Source organism: Archangium minus, from assembly GCF_044360475.1.
Taxonomy (GTDB): domain Bacteria; phylum Myxococcota; class Myxococcia; order Myxococcales; family Myxococcaceae; genus Archangium; species Archangium minus.
In genome coordinates this window covers 7,270,025-7,287,782 of record NZ_CP043494.1, presented here as the reverse complement: position 1 = coordinate 7,287,782, position 17,758 = coordinate 7,270,025, and the positions used below count along the sequence as shown (strand labels likewise).

Genomic DNA, 17,758 nt, shown 5'->3' with positions numbered 1-17,758 from the left:
GAGGACCCGGCGCCCGGGGCCGACACCCCCTGCCGCCGGGCAGGCTCCATTTCCGACCCTCCGGCTACCGTTTTCACACGGTTGGTGCAAGCGGAGGCGAACGTTGCTATTGGGCCCCCCTCGATGCCTAAGCGAAATGATATCCGGAAGGTTCTCGTTATCGGCTCGGGCCCGATCGTCATCGGGCAGGCGGTCGAGTTCGACTACTCTGGGACGCAAGCCACCAAGGCGCTGCGCGAGGAGGGCGTCGAAGTCGTCCTCTTGAACAGCAACCCGGCAACGGTCATGACCGACCCGGAGTTCGCGCACCGCACGTACATTGAACCCATCACGGTCGAGGTCGCCGAGCGCATCATCGCTCAGGAGCGCCCGGACTCGATCCTGCCCACCATGGGCGGCCAGACGGCGCTCAACCTGGCCAAGGCGCTCGCCGAGCAGGGCATCCTCGAGAAGTATGGCGTCCGGCTCATCGGCGCCTCGCTGGAGGCCATCAACAAGGCCGAGGACCGGCTGCTCTTCAAGCAGGCCATGGAGCGCATCGGCGTGGCGCTGCCCAAGAGCGGCTACGCCACCACCATGGAGCAGGCCCTCGCGCTATCCGACGAGATCGGCTTCCCCGCCATCATCCGGCCCTCCTTCACCCTGGGTGGCACCGGCGGCGGCATCGCCTACAACCGCGACGAGTACGAGGCCATCTGCCGCTCCGGCCTCAAGGCCAGCCCCACCTCCACCATCCTCATCGAGGAGAGCGTGCTCGGCTGGAAGGAGTACGAGCTGGAGGTGGTCCGCGACTCGGCGGACAACGTCATCATCGTCTGCTCCATCGAGAACCTGGACCCCATGGGCGTGCACACCGGTGACTCCATCACCGTGGCCCCGGCCCAGACGCTCACGGACCGCGAGTACCAGCGGCTGCGTGAGGCCTCGATGCGCATCATCCGGGAGATCGGCGTCGACACGGGCGGCTCCAACATCCAGTTCGGCGTCAACCCGCGCGACGGGCGCATCGTGGTCATCGAGATGAACCCGCGCGTGTCGCGCTCCAGCGCGCTGGCCTCGAAGGCCACGGGCTACCCCATTGCCAAGGTGGCCGCGAAGCTGGCCCTGGGCTACACGCTGGACGAGCTGCGCAACGACATCACCCGCGACACCCCGGCGTCCTTCGAGCCCACGCTCGACTACGTCGTGGTGAAGGTGCCGCGCTTCAACTTCGAGAAGTTCCCCCACGCCAACCGCACCCTCACCACCAGCATGCGCGCGGTGGGCGAGGTCATGGCCATTGGTCGCACCTTCCGCGAGGCCTACCTCAAGGCGATGCGCTCCATGGAGTCCGGCCGCACGGGCCTGGAGTCGCCCGAGCTGCCCGAGGAGAAGGAGGAGCGGCGCAAGGTGCTGCGCGACTACGTGCGCGTGCCTCGGCCGGAGCGTCCGCAGTACCTGGTGCAGGCCTTCCGTGAGGGCATGACGGTGGAGGAGGTGCACGAGCTCTCCGCCATCGATCCCTGGTTCCTCCGCCACATCCAGGCCCTGGTGCACGAGGCGCGGCAGATCCAGGAGTTCGGCAAGCTGGACAAGGTGCCGGACGAGGTGCTGCGCACGGCCAAGGCGGATGGCTTCTCCGACAAGTACCTGGCGCAGCTGCTGAGCTGCACCGAGGCCGAGGTGCGCGCGCTCCGGCACGCCAAGGGCATCCGGCCCGTGTACAAGCGGGTGGACACCTGCGCCGCCGAGTTCGAGGCCTACACGCCGTACCTGTACTCCACCTACGAGGAGGAGGACGAGGCGCCGCCCACCGAGCGTCAGAAGGTGCTCATCCTGGGCAGTGGCCCCATCCGGATCGGCCAGGGCATCGAGTTCGACTACTGCTGCGTGCACGCGGCCTTCGCGCTGCGCGATGCCGGGTACGAGACGGTGATGGTCAACTGCAACCCGGAGACGGTGTCCACGGACTACGACACGTCGGACCGCCTGTACTTCGAGCCGCTGACCATCGAGGACGTGCTGGAGGTGGCGCAGCGCGAGAAGCCGGTGGGCGCGATTGTCCAGTTCGGCGGGCAGACGCCGCTGCGCCTGTCGGTGCCGCTGGAGAAGGCCGGGCTGCCGATCCTCGGCACGTCGCCGGACGCCATCGATCGGGCCGAGGACCGTGAGCGCTTCGCGCAGCTCATTGAGAAGCTGGGACTGAAGCAGCCGGAGAACGGCGTGGCGCGCAGCCACGAGGAGGCCTACCGCGTGGCCGAGCGCATTGGCTACCCGGTGATGGTGCGGCCCTCGTACGTGCTGGGCGGCCGGGCGATGGAAGTGGTCTACGACCAGCAGAGCCTGGAGCGCTACATGCGCGAGGCGGTGAGCGCGTCGCCGGAGCACCCGGTGTTGATCGACCGCTTCCTCAAGGACGCCATCGAGGTGGACCTGGATCTGGTGGCGGACAAGACGGGCGCGGTGCTGGTGGGCGGGGTGCTGGAACACGTGGAGGAGGCGGGTGTGCACTCGGGTGACGCAGCGTGCACGCTGCCGCCGCACTCGCTGTCGCCGGACCTGGTGGAGCGCATGAAGGATCAGGCCATGGCCCTGGCGAAGGAGCTGGGCGTGGTGGGCCTGATGAACGTGCAGTTCGCCATCCAGGGGAAGACGATCTACGTGCTGGAGGTGAACCCGCGCGCGAGCCGCACGGTGCCGTTCATCTCGAAGGCCACGGGCGTGGCGCTGGCGAAGCTGGCGTCGCTGTGCATGGTGGGCAAGACGCTGGCGGAGCTGGGGGCCACGCAGGAGCCCGAGTTCCGGCACGTGGCGGTGAAGGAGTCCGTGTTCCCGTTCGCGCGCTTCGCCGGGGTGGACGTGATCCTCGGGCCGGAGATGAAGTCGACGGGCGAGGTGATGGGCATCGCGGACGACTTCCCGTCGGCCTTCGCCAAGAGCCAGCAGGCGGCGGGCGTGAAGCTGCCGAGGAGCGGCAAGGTCTTCATCTCGGTGAAGAACGACGACAAGCCGGCGGTGGTGGACCTGGCGCGGCGGCTGCGGGCGCTGGGCTTCACCCTGGTGGCGACGAGCGGCACGCACCAGTACCTGACGACGAAGGGCATCCAGACGGAGAAGGTGCTGAAGGTGACCGAGGGCCGTCCGCACATCGTGGACAAGATCGTCGACGGGCAGATCGTGTTGGTGATCAACTCGACCTTCGGCAAGCAGGAGATCGCGGACAGCTTCTCCATCCGCCGCGAGTCGCTGATGCACAGCGTGCCGTACTACACGACAGTGCAGGCGGCGCGGATGGCGGTGGGAGCGCTGGAGGCGCTGCTGCGCAAGGAGCAGACGGTGCGTCCGCTCCAGGACTACCTGGCGAAGAAGTAAAAGCCCCTCACTCCAAACTCAAAACCCCTCCCTCCCTCTCCCTCTGGGAGAGGGTCGGGGTGAGGGTATGCGGTCCCCGAGTTCCGCCAGCAGACAGAGAACTCAGGCCCGAATCGCGGTGCACTCGGTGTCGCTGTAGCCCGAGTCACCGCCCACGGAAGTGACACCAGTCCCCACGGCCTTCAGACAGGTCAGCAGGACGTTGCTGGTGTTCTCCTTGCTGGTGGAGCGAACGTGGATGCCGGGGTACTTGAGGTACCCGCTGGCGCGCCCTGCCACGAGGAGTGGGTAGTCCGTAACAGAGTGGGCGAACCCCTCAGCCACGTCCGAGGTCAACAGCAAACAACTGTTGTCGAGCAGGTTGCCACCCGCCTCGGGGGTCGCCTTGAGTCGCTCCAGCAGATAGGCGAACTGCTTCACCACCCACACCACCGAATCATGCACCTGACCCTGCGCGCTGGGCTCCGGGTCGTGGGTGAGGTCGTGGTTGCCGCGGCTCTGGCCGAGCATGTGGAACACCGTGGCGCAGACGCCGCCGGAGAACATGTAGCTGGCGACGCGGGTGAGATCGCACGCCCAGGCCAGGACGAGCAGATCCGACATGGCCTTGGACACCAGCTCCAGCGGCTCCTTCCCACCCGAGTCCTGATTCGTCTGGGTGACGGGCTGGGGATTAACGCAGGCCTGGGTGTACTGCGGGGGCAGGGCGAGGATCTGCTGTCGCAGCTCGCTGATGGAGGTGAGGTGCGCGTCCAAGCGGGCCCGGTCCGAGCTCCCCAACCGGGACTGGAGCCGCTTTGCGTCTTCGCGCACCGCGTCCAGCACACTGGCGCGCAGGGCGGCGCGAGGATCCGCTTGGGGCTCAGGAGACGACGAGAAGCCGCTGAAGAGCCGGGTGAAGAGGGCCGCCGGGTTGTACTCCGGCTGCATCGGCTGGTCCGGTCCCTTGTGGGAGATGTACTGGAGCGTGGGTCCCTCTCCGGTGACGATCCGCTTCGAGACACCCAGCTCCAGCGAGCGGAAGGCGGTGCCCTGGCCGATGTGCTGGGCCGCTACCTGATCGATGGAGGGCCCGCCGAACTTCGAGGCGTAGTTGGCGCTGGGAGCGTACAGCTCGATGAAGGGGTACCCGGAGAGGATGGCGGCCTGGCCCGTGTGGTGGCCGCGCCTGTCGGGCGTCTTCACCTGGAAGCCCGACACCACATTGACGTAGCTCTTCACGTTGGCCAGCGGAGCCAGCGCCTGGCTGAACTGCCAGTTGGCACCGGTGCTGGTGGGGTTCCATTTGCTGAGGATGACCCCGTCGCCGAAGAAGAACGTGGCGAAGCGTCTGGGCAGTGGTCCTCCCGCGGCCAGGGCAGTGCCTCGCGAGTCCAACATCGCCTCGAGGGTGGGCAGGGCCACGGCGGCGCCCACGCCCTGCAGTAGCGTCCTACGGGAAAGGCGGAAGGGCTTCACGGCTGGTCCTCCTGGGAACGGGCGTAACGGAAGGCATCACTGGCGACGAGCTCCACCAGCAGCTCCTTCATGCGGTAACCGGATGTGGCGAAGGCCTCATCGAGCTGGTGCAGGGAGACCTGCTCTCCCTCCTCGTCCACGTGGCCTGTCGCCATGCGGAACAGGTTGCGCACCAGGCAGCGCAAGACCCGATCGTCCGTACGCAGCAGGCTGCCGAGCTGTCGCGGGCCACTGAAGGTGCCGGCCTGATCGAAGGTGCTCACCGGATCAATAGGGGCGTCGTTCTCGTTGGTGCGGTAGCGGCCCACCGCGTCGAAGTTCTCCAGGCCCAGACCCAGCGGATCCATCTTGGTGTGGCAGCCAGCACAGCTCGGGTTGGAGACGTGCTGCTGGAGCCGTTGCCTCATCGTCTTGGGCGGCTCGCCGGGATTCTGGGCGGGCAGGGGAGGAATGTTGGTGGGCGGGGCGGCGATGGGCTCGCACAGCAGTCGCTCACGGATGAACCGGCCTCGCAGCGTGGGGGAGGTGGTGGTGGTGTGGGCCAGCAGCGACAGGAAGCTGGCGTGGCCGAGCAGACCGCCGCGTCCCTCCTCCGCCGGCAGCGTGACGCGGGCGAAGCCGGTGGCGGGCGCGCCGGAGACTCCGTAGAGCGTGGCGAGCTGCTTGTCCACGAAGGTGTAGCCCGCATCGAAGACGTCGCGGAAGTCGCCCTCTCGCTCCCAGATGATGTCCGCGAGCAGGCGCTGCGTCTCTTCGCGCATCGACGCCGCGAGCGAGGGGGTGAAGAAGGGGAAGGTGGTGGTGTCCTTGCCCAGCGTGGGGAGCTCGCGCAGTTGGAGCAGCTCGTCGAAGAAGTGCGCCAGCGCCGTGCGTGCCGAGGGGAGCGCGAGCAACCTCCGGGCCTGGGTGCGCACGCCCTCTGCGGTGTCCAGCTCGCCCTGAGCGGCGGCCGCGAGCAGTGCTTCGTCAGGTGTCGTGCCGGAGAGGAAGAAGGCGAGCCGCGTCGCCAGCTCATGGCCCGTGAGCTTGAGGCGCCCGGGTTGGGAAGCATCCGGCACCCCCACCTCCACCATGTAGAGGAAGTGGGGGGACTGAAGCAGACCCGCGATGAGCGCCTCCACTCCCGAGTAGAAGTTTCCAGCGGCCGCAGCCGCGGAGGTGCCGAGCGTGGTCCACGAGGTCTGCTCGGCATCCGTCAGGGGCCGGCGCCACGCGCGTGCACCGAAGCGGCCGACGAAGCTGCGCAGGCACTCCTCATCCGTGGTGGAGCGGGGCGTGCACCCGATCAGTGCATCGCGAGTCGGAGTGTGGGCCAGGGCGGCCTGGGCCGCGAGCCAAGCCGAGCTCTCGTACCGGGCAATGGCGCTGGAGGACAGGGCGAGCTGGGATGCGCCGATTCCGTCGAAGCCATTGAGCGCGGTGTCGGGTGGGGGCTGCACCACTTTGGCGGCCTCGGATCCCAGCAGGTCCGAGAGGGTGTTGCGGTACTGCCAACCCAGCAGGATGCGTGGGGAGATCGGCGCGGGCTGAAAGGCCGGGGCTGGGGTCTGCCCTCCAGAAGGGTCTTGAGCGGATGGCTTCTGACAGCCCAAGGGAACCAGGAGCACCACCCCTGCCATGACCGAAAAGGCTCGGAGACGTCTGGAGAGAGGGAGGCATCGAGCAAGCATCGTTCTGGCACCTCGGTTTGAGATGAAACTGTTGCTTATTCGACACCAAGTGCCGCTCACGCGTGGGAGCTATTCGTGGGCAACATGTCTGTTTATTCCCGGCAGGTCGGAGGGCGGATGACCAGAGAGGCCTCTGTCTGGTTATTGCCTGCACAGCCTGTGTTGTGCATCACCCAAGCGTCGACACATCGAGGTGGGGACGGTACCTTCCGGCTCATGCGCCGGTCCCCGTTCGCGACGCTCGTGCTGGCAGCCCTCGCGCTGTCGGCCTGTCTCCCCCGTGCGACGACTCGTCCGCCACCCCCTCCGACGGTGGCCTCGGTGGCGGACGCGCTCTTTGAGTCCGTCGAAGACGAGGGCACTCTGGCGAGCGTCTTCCTGGTGGACGCGACAACGGGCGCGCCGCTCTACGCGCGTCACGAGCACGTGCGACTGCTGCCCGCTTCGACGATGAAGGTGGTGTCCACCTCCGCGGCGCTCGCCGCCTTCGGCCCGGACTTCCGTTTCCACACTCCGGTGCGGCTCGAGGGCTCGCAGCTGGGCAACCTCTTCCTCGGAGACCTCGTGGTGGAGGCATCGGGAGATCCGTCGCTGGGCTCGTGGCGCTTCCCTGAGACGACCTTGGCTTGCGAGCAGCTCGCCGAGGCGCTCCAGGCTCGCGGCATTCGGCAGTGGGTCGGAGCGGTGCGCGTGAGCAACGCGGACGAGGGGCCCTACGGCCTGTTCGGTCCCGGCTGGGCGTGGGATGACGCGGCCTACGCGTACAGCGCCGCCCCGACTCCCTTCGTCTTCCGCGAGAACGTCGTGGACCTGTCGCTGGAGCGCCCCGAGGGACAGGACTGCATGTCCCAGCCTCGGCGGCCCATCACGGTGCGCTATACCCCGTCCGTTGAGCTCCCCACCGTTGTGTACCTCGAAGCGAACGCCCAGCGGGCGGGGCTCAGCTGCATCCGCGAGCGGGGTACCGGGCGCACGCGCTGCGTCTGGCGCTCGACCGCGGAGCAGTGCCCGCGCAAGGCGTCGATGCGCGTCGCCATCGACGAGCCACAGGCGCTGTTCACCGCGTGCGTAGAGGACGCTCTGGTCGCGCGTGGCATCTGGCGTGTGCCGGTTCCGCCGCAGGTAGCCGCTGTGCCAGCGGTCACCACGAGCGAGCCGCTCTTGGAGTTCGTCAGTCCCTCGCTCGCTGAGCTGGTGAAGGTGACGAACAAGGAGTCGCTCAACATCTACGCCGAGCGACTTGGTCTGCGCTTCACCCGCGAGCGGACAGGCACGGAGAGCTACTCCGCGCTGCGCGACGCGATGGCGCAGGAGCTCACCCGCAGAGGCATCTCCACGCGCCTCCTGCGGCCGGTGGATGGCAGCGGGCTGTCCCGCTACAACGTGGCCTCCGCGCGCGGGCTGGCGGAGGTCATCTACACCAGCCTGAAGGAGCCATACGCCCACGCGCTGCTGGAGAGCCTGCCCATCTCGGGAGTGGACGGCACGCTCGCGAGCACCGGAGTCTCCAATGGGACGCGAGGGCTCATCCGGGCCAAGACGGGGACGCTCTCGGGGCAGAAGGCGTACGTGGGCATCGCCGAGCGCCCCCATGATCCAGAGCATCCGCGGGTCGTCTTCGCGCTGATGCTGGGCAACATCGATGAAAAGCCGGCGCTCACGGCCAGCCAGGTGTTCGAGCGCTTCGCCGAGGCGATGGTGTCCCTGCCCCTGCGCTGAAGCAGGGGCGGGGGCTGGAGCTCAGGGCTCGCACGGGCGGGCCGCGGCTTGCCCCGCCGCTCAGCGCAGCCGCGTCTTGCAGAAGGGGCAGGCGGAGAACTTCAGGGCTAGGGAAGTCCTGTTGCGCCTCGTCACGCGCCTGGACGAGAGCGCCGCTTCGGCCGCGCCATCCTGGGTGAGGGACTCGTCACAGGCGGGGCAGCGGAGCAGCTTGAGTTGGCCGTACAGGCCGCCCCCAATGCCCAGGACGAAGAGAACCCCCCCCAGCGCTCCCCACTCCGTGGGCGCGAGTCCGAGGAGCTCGTGCCGGTGTTTGAAGGCTCCGCCGAGCAGCCACATCCACCAGCCCACGGCAACCGGGAGCTGACCGAATAGGAAGTACAGGCTCTTGCGGCGACCGTACTCGCTCCGGACGTTCCTCTCCACGGGGGCCTTGTCCACCGGCGGAAGGGCGGGCTCGGGGGGAAGGGGCGCCTGGGGCCGTGCCGTCGCGAGGGCCAGACGCTCGCTCCAGGCCTGCTCGCGAGCCGACGCCGCCAGTTGTGCGTGCTGACCCGCTGTCCGCTCGAGCGTGGACGCCACCAGCGCGAGTGCCCGGAGGGCGCGGCGGCAGGGCTCCTCCTGGACCGGGTAGCCGCTGGGCGCCACCACCTCGTTCCTCGTGAGCACGGCCTGGGGGTTGCCGGCCACGAGCGCCAGGAGCGCGTCGCGGACGCCCGGCTCGCGCAGCAGGCGGATGACGGCCGCGGGGTTGCTGCCCTGGATGACGAAGGCCGCGTCCAGGGCCGCGTCCCCCACCTGGATGTCCCGCAGGCCCCGGAGCTGGAGACGACGGCTCCCCGCCTCCTGACGGGAGAGGTGGAGATCGGGCGGCAGGTGGGCCTGGACCGTCATGCGCATCTGCGCCGTGCCATCCGAAGAGAGCAGTACCTCCACGGGGTGGCCCTGGTAGCGCCCGGACAACAACCGCTGATCGCCGCCGGCCACGAGGGAGAGCTCCAACCTAGGCGCCAGCGCGAGCCACGCACGCCGGGCCTGGCGCCGCCTCCACCAGCGCAGCGCGAAGGGGAGGGGGAGCACCAACATGCTCACCAGCAGCAGGCCGAGAAACCACGGATTCATGGCGCCATTCTAGGGCTCGGGGACCTCCACCGGGCGCTGATCAACGCCCGAGCGTGAGCCCGACCTGGTCTCCCGGGTGCACCTGCAACTCCTCGCTGCTCGACACGCCCTGAGCCCCGATGGGATCGGCCTGGAAGCCGAGCCAGTTCGTCGAGAGGAGCAGGTGGGGGGGAACGACGAAGGTGCGGGTGCTCGAGCCGGGCACCAAGCCCAATCGGACGCGATGTGTCCTGTTCGTCACGTAGAGCGTCATGTCGATGGGGTTTTGATTCCACACCTGCACCGTCGTCTTGGGCGGCGGGGGCTGGGTGGGGTCGAGCGCCGCCTTCGGAGTGCACGAGGCGAAGGCGACAAGCAGCACGAGGACCTGGACGACAGGGCGCATGGGACCTCCCAGAGCGGTGATAAGTTGAAGTAAACAAGCCAGCTGCATCCATGTGCGATGCTTCCCTGTCGTTCGCATCCGGTGCCCGACGTTTCCACCCTGCGCAGCCAGGCGACGGCGTCATGCCTGGGTGACCGCGACCACGCGGGGCGTGCCGCATCCTACGAATGTCGTTACATCAGGAACTGCCATGAAGAGCCCCATCCTCCAGACCCTGCCGCTCGGCTCGCCTCCTTGGGTGACCGCGGATCCGTTCCTCTTTTGCGTCCACCACGACGACAAGTACCCGGCTGGCAATGAGCACATGGGGCCCGAGGCCTCGCTGGAAGGCCGGAATATCGGCCAGGACTTCGGGGGCAAGGACGGCTGGAGCATGTACCACGGTGAGCAGGTGCCAGGCTTTCCGGGCCACCCGCACCGTGGCTTCGAGACGGTGACGTTGGTGCGCAATGGGCTCATCGATCACTCGGACTCGCTCGGCGCCACTGCGCGCTTCGGCCACGGTGACGTGCAGTGGCTGACCGCAGGCACGGGTATTGTGCACTCGGAGATGTTCCCGCTCGTGAAGAAGGGGGAGCCCAACCCGACCGAGCTGTTCCAGATCTGGCTGAACCTCCCGGCCGAGGACAAGCACGCGCCGCCGCACTTTTCGATGCTCTGGAGCCAGGACATCCCTCGCCTCACGTTCACCGACGCGGCGGGCCGGCACACCGTGGTGACGGTGGCCGCGGGGGAGCTCGAGGGCCGGCGCGCGCCGCCGCCTCCGCCCCGCTCGTGGGCCTCTCGTCCAGACACCGACGTGGCCATCTGGACCATCCGCCTTGAGCCCGGCGCGACATGGACGCTCCCGCCTGCGAAGAACCCACGCGCCAACCGCACGCTCTACTTCTTCGAAGGTGACGCGCTGAAGGTCGCGGACCACGCCTTCCGTGAGCACCAGATCATGGCCGTGCAGAGCGACGTCGCGTTGCAACTCGAGGCCGTGGGCAGCGCGGTCGAGGTGTTGATGCTGCAGGGGCGCCCCATTGGTCAGCCCGTCGTGCAGTATGGCCCCTTCGTGATGAACACCCGCGCGGAGATCCAGCAGGCCATCAACGACTACCAGCGCACGCGCTTCGGCGGGTGGCCTTACAAGCGGGACGACCCGGTGCACGGGCGCGAGGAGGGCCGGTTCGCGCGGCACGCGGACGGTCGCATCGAACGGCCGTCTCGCTGAACCTCGCCTGGCTCCCGGACACAGCCCGGTGAGCCTGACTGCTGCGCTCCTGGCGAAGAAGAGTCGCCAGGAGTCGTGGAGAGGGACGTTGGACTCACGTCCCAAGGTCTGCGGGCCTACTCAGGGAGCACGACACCCCGGCGGCAGATACCGCCCGGCCCACCGTCGCAGTAGTACCCCGTCGGGCACCGGCCTTCGTCGGTGCACTGATACGGCATCGCCTCGATGATCTGCCGGCGACAAACACGCCCACCGTCGCAGTAGTACCCCGCCGGGCACCGGCCGTCGTCGGTACACATGGGCAGCAGCGCCTCGACAGCGCCCGGGCGGCACGTCCCGAACGGCCCACCGACACAATAGAAGCCGGGCCCGCACTCGCCATTCTCGTCACATTGCGGCAGCTGCTGCTCGACGTTGCCCTGATCCAGCACCGTCTCTTCCGTACCGCCGCAGGCGCTCACTGCCAGTGCCACCGAGAGGACCACCGCGCTCAGCCACGCGTTCTTCATGTTCGGCTCCTTGGGTTGGGTGAGACGCGCACCATCCTAGCGTCTGTCACATGAGAAGTGCCCAGAGCCAGTGGGAGTCCCCTTCAGCAGGAAGGCCTTGGCCAGGCTCGTCTCCCACCCGAGAACGCAGCAACTCAGGAATGCAAGAAGCCGGGGACCGCGCTTCAGCTTCCTTGCCGTCCCGAAGAACGTCAAGGACCCCCTCGCGCGAGGAGAGGGGGTCCGGAGTCTTCCACGAGCTTTGGCGGCTCAGCCCAGGATGAGCTGCTCCAGCAGGGCCTTCTGGACGTGCATGCGGTTCTCCGCCTCGTCCCAGACCGCCGACTGCGCGCCGTCAACGACGCCGTCGGTGATCTCCTCGCCGCGGTGCGCCGGCAGGCAGTGCAGCACGATGGCGCCCGGGTTCGCCTTCGCCAGCAGCGCCTCGTTGAGCTGGTAGTCGTGCAGGTCCTTCTTGCGCTTCGCCGACTCGGCCTCCTGGCCCATGCTCGTCCACACGTCCGTCACCACCACGTCCGCCCCACGCACCGCCTCGGTGGCGTCCGCCGTCACGAGCACGCGCGCTCCGGCGTCAGCCAGTGCCGACGCGGCCGGCCGGTAGCCCTCGGGGCACCCCAGCCGCAGGTTGAACCCGAAGTACTTCGTGGCCTCCACGAACGACAGGCCCATGTTGCTCGCGCAGTCGCCCACGAAAGCCACCGTCTTGCCCTTCACGCTCCCCAGCCGCTCCTCCACCGTGAACAGGTCCGTCAGCACCTGCACCGGGTGCCCGCCCTCGGACAGGCCGTTGATCACCGGCACCCGCGACGCCTTCGCGAACGCCGTCAGCCGATCGTCCCCGAAGGTGCGGAACATGATGCAGTCCGCGTAGCCGGAGATGACCCGCGCCGTGTCCTCGATCGTCTCGCCGCGCGCGATCTGGCTGCTGCCCGCGGTGATCGTCGTCACCGTGCCGCCCAACTGGTACATGGCCGCCTCGAACGACAGGTGCGTGCGCGTCGAGGACTTCTCGAACACCAGCACCAGGTGCCGCCCGGCCAGCGTCGTCACCACTTCCTTGCGCTTGCGGCTCGCCTTGAGCGCGTGCGCCCGATCGAAGAGGGCGCGGTACTCGGCCTCGGTGCGGTCCGCCAGGGTGAGGAAATCGCGCTTCACAGTGCAGCCTCCTGCAACGAATCGAAGAGGGCCGCGAGCCGGGGGACGGCATCCGCCATCGTCCGGGCCCGGGCCGCGTGGGACTTCAGCTCGGAAATCTGCTTCTCCACCGACGCCGGTCCCGTGCCTCCGGCGTTGGCCTTGCGCTCCACCGCACGTCGCGGATCCGCGCTCTTCAGCACCTCGGCGTCGAAGCGGGGATCCACCGACTGTGCCAGCTCCAGCGTCACCTTGGCCAGGGGCAGGCCGCGCTCCTGGCACGCTCGCACCAGCGCTCCTGTCGCCTTGTACGCAGTGCGGAAGGGAATGCCCTTCATCGCCAGCGCCTCGGCCACGTCCGTGGCCTGCATGTAGTCCGACTCCACCGCCGCGAAGCACCGCTCCCGGTCGAAGTGCACCTTGCCCAGCGCCAGGTGCAGCATGGACAGCACGCTCGTCAGCAGCGGCCCCGTCTCCAGCAGCACCTGCCGATCCTCCTGCAGATCCCGGCTGTACCCGCCCGGCAAGCCCTTCACGAGCACCGCCAGGGTGTTGAGGTTGCCCACCGCCCGTCCGGACTTGCCGCGGATGAGCTCGAAGACGTCCGGGTTGCGCTTCTGCGGCATCATGCTCGAGCCGCAGGCGATCTCCCCGTCCAGCTTCACGAAGCCGAACTCGGGCGAGGCGAAGTCGTAGAAGTCCGTGGCCACCCGGCTCGCGTGCAGCAGCGAGCGCATGGCCGCGTAGGCGAAGTCCATGGCGAAGTCGCGATCGCCCACCGTGTCCAGCCCGTTCATCGTCAGGCGCGGGAAGCGCAGCAGCTCGCGCGTCACCTCGCGGTCGATGGGCAGCGACGTGCCGCCAATGGCTCCCACGCCCAGGGGCAGCGCGGACACCTGCTCCAGCACGAAGCCGAGCGCGTCCACGTCCCGGGTGAACATGGCCCCGTAGCCGCACAGCAGGTACGCCAGGGAGATGGGCTGCGCCCGCTGCCGGTGCGTGTACGAGGGCAGCAGGGTGCCGCGCTCCGCCTCGGCCCGAGCGGCCAGGCCCTCCAGCAGCTTCGCCAGCTCGCCCAGCGCCTCGGCCACCTTCTCACGCACGTGCAGGCGGAGGTCCAACGCGACCTGATCATTGCGCGAGCGCGCCGTGTGCAGGAGGCCCGCGCGCTCCCCGAGGATGCGGGTGATCTCCGCCTCCACGGCCATGTGCACGTCCTCCTCGTCGGCGAGCACGAGCGTGCCGGCCTGCGAGCCCTTCCAGATGGCGACGAGCTGCTCGCGGATGGCGCGCGCGTCCTCCGAGGGGATGAGGCGGGTGCGCGACAGCATGGTGAGGTGAGCGAGGCTGCCCACCAGGTCCTCCTTCAAGAGGGCCTTGTCGAGCGCCAGCGAGCTCGTGAACGCCAGCACCTCCGGGTGCAGGCCGGGCCCGCCGGAGGCGGCCGTCTTGGCAATCGTCACGGGGTTTCTTCCTTTCCGAAGAGAGCTTTCAACTTCCTGGACAGCGTACGGGCCGACTTCCCGCGGGCCGGGGCGGCGAAGATGGTGTCATCTCCGGCGATGGTCCCCAGGCTCTCCAGAAGCCGGGCCTGATCAATGGCCGACGCCACCAGGGGCGCGGAGCCCGGGCGGGTGCGGACCACCACCAACATCTCGTTGTCATCCACCGAGAGGATCATCTCCCCCAGCTCGCGCAGCCGGTCCTCTCCCGTGGGGGGCGGGGCATCCTCCAGCCCGTACACGGTGCCGCCCTCGGGCAGCGACACGCGCATGGCGCCGAGCTGAGCCAGGTCCCTCGAGAGCGTGGCCTGGGTGACGTCGAAGCCCTCGCGAGCCAGGAGCTGGCCTAGCTCCTCCTGCGTGGACACCGCGTGCGCGCGAATGATGCGGCGGATGGCCTCCTGGCGCGCCGCCTTGTCTCCATTGCTTCGATTCGGACTCACGTTCAGTGCTCCACCCCAGGCGGGTCTCAGCGGGTGACGAGCGTTCCGACACCCTTGTCGGTGAAGAGCTCGGCGATGAGGCTGTGCGGCACGCGCCCATCGATGACGTGGACGCGCTCGACACCGCCGCCCAGCGCCTTGATCGCCATCATCGCGCGCGTCCGCATGCTGCCGCTGAATGCGCCCTCCGAGAGGTGGCGATCCAGCTCCGCGGACGTGAGCTCGTTGAAGAGCTCCTCACCTCGGAGGATGCCCGGCGCGTCGTGCAGGAAGATGAGCTTGTGCGCCTTGAGGGCGTTGGCGATCTCCGCGGCCACCGCGTCCGAGCCGAGGTCGTACGTCTGCCCGTCCTCGCCCAGTCCCATGGGGGAGATGACTGGCACGTAGCCCTGGGCCAGCAGCATCTCCAGGAACTCGTGGTTGACGCGCGTCACCTCGCCGACGTGCTCCTTGGAGCGGCCGTCGTCGCCCGGAATCCGCCGGGCCCGCAGCAGCGCTCCGTCCTTGCCGGACAGGCCCACCGCCCGGTCTCCCATGTTGTTGAGGATGGTGACGAGCTCCGAGTTGACGGATCCGGAGATGACCATCTCCACCACCCGGAGACCGGAGTCGTCGGTGATGAGCCCGCCCTCCTGGCGCAGGCCGAGCTTGTCGAGCGTGCGGGTGAGCTCCGGCCCGCCGCCGTGGACGATGATGGGCTGGAGGCCCGCCGAGCGCAGCAGCTCGATGTCACGGCAGAAGGCCTGCTTGAGGGAGTCCTTCACCATGGCCGCGCCGCCGTAGCGGATGACGCAGCGCCTGCCGCGGAAGCGGGAGATGTACGAGAGCGCTTCGACGAGCAGCGTCGTCTTGAACGCGGGGCTGTAGTTGGCCAGCCGATCGTCCTTGCCCACGCCGCCGTCCGGCCTCGGGACGATGAGCGAGGTGTAGTCCGCGTTGATCTTCACGTAGTCGTACGAGAGATCGCACCCCCAGGCCACGGACGCGCCCTCGCCACCGGTGAGGTGCACCTCCACGCGAACCTCGGGCTCGCGCATGCGCGCCTTGAGCAGGACGGGATCATACGGCCGCGGCGCCCCCTGGTAGACGGAGGTGCCCTGGATGCGCACGTGGGCCGAGTACGGATCGATGTCGTAGCCCTGGGTGCCGGCACGCGCGCCCACGGTGGCGAGCACGCGGCCCCAGTTGGGATCGGCTCCGAAGACGGCGGCCTTCACCAGGGTGGAGCCCGCGACGGCGCGCGCCAGATCCTGGGCGATGGCCGTGTCGGGCGCGCCCGTCACCTCCACCTCCAGCAGCTTGGTGGCGCCCTCACCATCGGAGGCGATCTCCTTCGCCATCTCCTGGCACAGGTCCGACAGCGTGGTGGTGAGGAGGCTCAGCTCCGGCCCTGGATCCGTGATGATGGGGTTTCCAGCCCGGCCGTTGGCCAGCGCGTAGACGGTGTCGTTGGGGCTCATGTCCCCATCCACCGTCAGGCTGTTGAAGGTGGTGGACACCGCCTCGCGCAGGGCGACCGCGAGCGCCCCCGGCTGGATGGCGCAGTCCGTGGTGATGACGGCAATCACCGTGGCCAGCGACGGGTGCATCATCCCCGAGCCCTTGAAGATGGCGGAGACCGTCACGTCCCGGCCGCCCATGCGCACCGAGCGCCACGCCTGCTTGGGGCGCGTGTCGGTGGTCATGATGGCCTCGGCGGCGGCATCCGGCTCGGGGCGCAGGGCATCCTTGAGCGGACCGAGCACGGCCAGCACCTTGGGCACGGGCAGCGGGTGGCCGATCACTCCCGTGGAGGCGGCGAGCACGGCGGACGCGGGAATGGAGAGGGCGCGACCCATCGCCTCCCGCACGGTGCGCACGGCCTCCAGTCCGGCGGGGCCGGTGAGGGCGTTGGCGTTGCCCGAGTTGACGACGACGGCCTGGATGCCCGAGGCGGGCAGGCGGTCCTGCGCGTCCTGGACCGGAGCGGCCCGGGCCTTGTTGGCCGTGAAGCAGCCCGCGGCCGAGCAGGGCGTGTCGCTGTAGACGAGCGCCACGTCCTTGCGCTGGGGCTTGATGCCGGCGTGGATGCCTGCGAAGGAAAAGCCGAGGGGAACCTTCACGGAGAGAATGCCCTCAGGGTGGAGAGGCCGAGCGTCTCCTCCCAACCCATCATGAGGTTGAGGTTCTGGACGGCCTGTCCGGCCGCCCCCTTCACCAGGTTGTCGATGGCAGCCGTCACCACCACGCGGCCCGGGTCGAAGCCGGAGGTGTCGGCGGCCAGGGCGACCGTGCAGCGGTTGGTGCCCACCACGCTCTTGAGGTTCACCGCATCCGGCGAGGCCTCCACCGTCACGAAGGGACTGGAGCCATAGGCCTGCTCCAAGGCGGCGCGAGCCTCGGCGGCGGTGGCGCCCGAGCGCAGGCGCCCGTAGGCGGTGACGAGGATGCCACGCTTGAGCGGCAGCAGGTGCGCCGTGAAGGTGAGGGGCACGGTGCGGCCAGCCACGCCCGCGAGCGTCTGGGCGATCTCCGGCGTGTGTTGGTGGCGCAGCACGCGGTAGGCGCGGAAGTCCTCGTCCACCTCGCTGAAGCTCATGTCCTCCGAGCCCTTGCGGCCAGCGCCCGTGGTGCCCGAGGCGGCGTCGAAGATGACCGAGCCCTCGTCCAGCAGCCCGGCCCGCAACAGCGGCGCCACGGAGAGCGCGCAGGCGGTGGCATAGCAGCCCGGGTTGGCCACGAGCCGCGCGCTGGGAATCCGCTCGCGGAAGAGCTCTGGCAGACCATAGGCGGCCTGCTCCAGCAGCCCCGGTGACGAGTGGGTGAAGTTGTAGAAGGCCGGGTAGCTGGCCGTGTCCCGCAGCCGGAAGGCGCCCGACAGATCGATCACCCGCACGCCCGCCTCCAGCAGCCCGGGTACCATGTGGAGGGAGGACTCAGCCGGCGTGGCCAGGAAGACGACCGCGCACTCCCGAGCCAGCTCGGCGCTCTTGTCCAACGGCGCATAGCGCAGCTGACCGGTGGCGCCCGCAATGCCCAGACGGCGGCCCACGGCCTCGCCCTGCCACCTGTCGCTGGTCACCAGCCGCAGCTCCACCTTCTCGTGGGCTGCCAGGATGTGGGTCGCCTCGATGCCGGAGTACCCGGACGCGCCAATGATGCCGATCGCCGTCTTATGCATGGGAGTGCATGAATATTCGCTACCCTGCATACAAGCAAGTGACAAATGCATATTCCCGCCGCCTCCGGAAGGAGGGGCGGGAGCGAGGC

General features: G+C 68.8%; 13 protein-coding genes. 3 read left to right on the top strand and 10 right to left on the bottom strand.

Going from position 1 to position 17,758, the window contains the following annotated elements; genetic code table 11:
- The first annotated feature begins 123 nt into the window (after window positions 1-123).
- Window positions 124-3,351: a carbamoyl-phosphate synthase large subunit gene (carB, locus tag F0U60_RS29545; protein ID WP_395804591.1), complete on the top strand. Its 3,228-nt coding sequence runs from the start codon at window positions 124-126 to the stop codon at window positions 3,349-3,351.
- 102 nt (window positions 3,352-3,453) lie between these two features.
- On the opposite strand, the gene F0U60_RS29540 is transcribed toward carB, so the two are convergent.
- Together F0U60_RS29540 and F0U60_RS29535 are read right to left on the bottom strand one after the other, a co-directional pair.
- Window positions 3,454-4,809, bottom strand: a complete 1,356-nt coding sequence (locus F0U60_RS29540) for a DUF1552 domain-containing protein (protein WP_395804589.1) — start codon at window positions 4,807-4,809, stop codon at window positions 3,454-3,456.
- A complete protein-coding gene (locus F0U60_RS29535; RefSeq protein WP_395804587.1) occupies window positions 4,806-6,428 on the bottom strand; it encodes a DUF1592 domain-containing protein in 1,623 nt (540 codons plus the stop codon). Before F0U60_RS29535 ends, F0U60_RS29540 begins: the two co-directional genes overlap by 4 nt.
- A 267-nt stretch (window positions 6,429-6,695) precedes the next feature.
- Here F0U60_RS29535 and dacB point away from each other — a divergent pair, with 267 nt between their 5' ends.
- Window positions 6,696-8,198, top strand: coding sequence for a D-alanyl-D-alanine carboxypeptidase/D-alanyl-D-alanine-endopeptidase (gene dacB / locus F0U60_RS29530; protein ID WP_395804585.1), 1,503 nt, complete (start codon window positions 6,696-6,698; stop codon window positions 8,196-8,198).
- 60 nt (window positions 8,199-8,258) lie between these two features.
- Here the strand turns inward: dacB and F0U60_RS29525 are convergent, their stop codons facing one another.
- Window positions 8,259-9,320, bottom strand: coding sequence for a hypothetical protein (locus F0U60_RS29525; protein ID WP_395804583.1), 1,062 nt, complete (start codon window positions 9,318-9,320; stop codon window positions 8,259-8,261).
- Window positions 9,321-9,360: 40 nt separating this feature from the next.
- On the bottom strand, window positions 9,361-9,705 hold the full coding sequence (locus F0U60_RS29520) for a hypothetical protein (protein WP_395804582.1): 345 nt from the start codon (window positions 9,703-9,705) through the stop codon (window positions 9,361-9,363).
- Between the two features lie 190 nt (window positions 9,706-9,895).
- Between F0U60_RS29520 and F0U60_RS29515 the strand changes: the two genes are divergently transcribed.
- On the top strand, window positions 9,896-10,921 hold the full coding sequence (locus F0U60_RS29515; protein WP_395804581.1) for a pirin family protein: 1,026 nt from the start codon (window positions 9,896-9,898) through the stop codon (window positions 10,919-10,921).
- A 116-nt stretch (window positions 10,922-11,037) separates the two neighbouring features.
- On the opposite strand, the gene F0U60_RS29510 is transcribed toward F0U60_RS29515, so the two are convergent.
- The 6 genes from F0U60_RS29510 to argC all read right to left on the bottom strand — a co-directional run bounded on the left by F0U60_RS29510 (window position 11,038) and on the right by argC (window position 17,669).
- Entirely contained in the window at window positions 11,038-11,430 is a 393-nt protein-coding gene (locus F0U60_RS29510) for a hypothetical protein (protein WP_395804580.1), read from the bottom strand.
- Window positions 11,431-11,679: 249 nt separating this feature from the next.
- The gene (gene argF, locus F0U60_RS29505; protein WP_395804578.1) at window positions 11,680-12,585 is read right to left on the bottom strand and encodes an ornithine carbamoyltransferase; all 906 of its coding nucleotides are present in this window, start codon (window positions 12,583-12,585) and stop codon (window positions 11,680-11,682) included.
- A complete protein-coding gene (gene argH, locus F0U60_RS29500; protein WP_395804576.1) occupies window positions 12,582-14,027 on the bottom strand; it encodes an argininosuccinate lyase in 1,446 nt (481 codons plus the stop codon). The genes argF and argH overlap by 4 nt, the downstream gene beginning before the upstream one ends.
- Window positions 14,024-14,509, bottom strand: coding sequence for an arginine repressor (gene argR, locus F0U60_RS29495; protein ID WP_395804574.1), 486 nt, complete (start codon window positions 14,507-14,509; stop codon window positions 14,024-14,026). Before argR ends, argH begins: the two co-directional genes overlap by 4 nt.
- A 26-nt stretch (window positions 14,510-14,535) precedes the next feature.
- A complete protein-coding gene (gene argJ, locus F0U60_RS29490) occupies window positions 14,536-16,611 on the bottom strand; it encodes a bifunctional glutamate N-acetyltransferase/amino-acid acetyltransferase ArgJ (protein ID WP_395804572.1) in 2,076 nt (691 codons plus the stop codon).
- Window positions 16,608-17,669: an N-acetyl-gamma-glutamyl-phosphate reductase gene (gene argC / locus F0U60_RS29485; protein ID WP_395804570.1), complete on the bottom strand. Its 1,062-nt coding sequence runs from the start codon at window positions 17,667-17,669 to the stop codon at window positions 16,608-16,610. The genes argJ and argC overlap by 4 nt, the downstream gene beginning before the upstream one ends.
- Window positions 17,670-17,758: the final 89 nt, after the last annotated feature.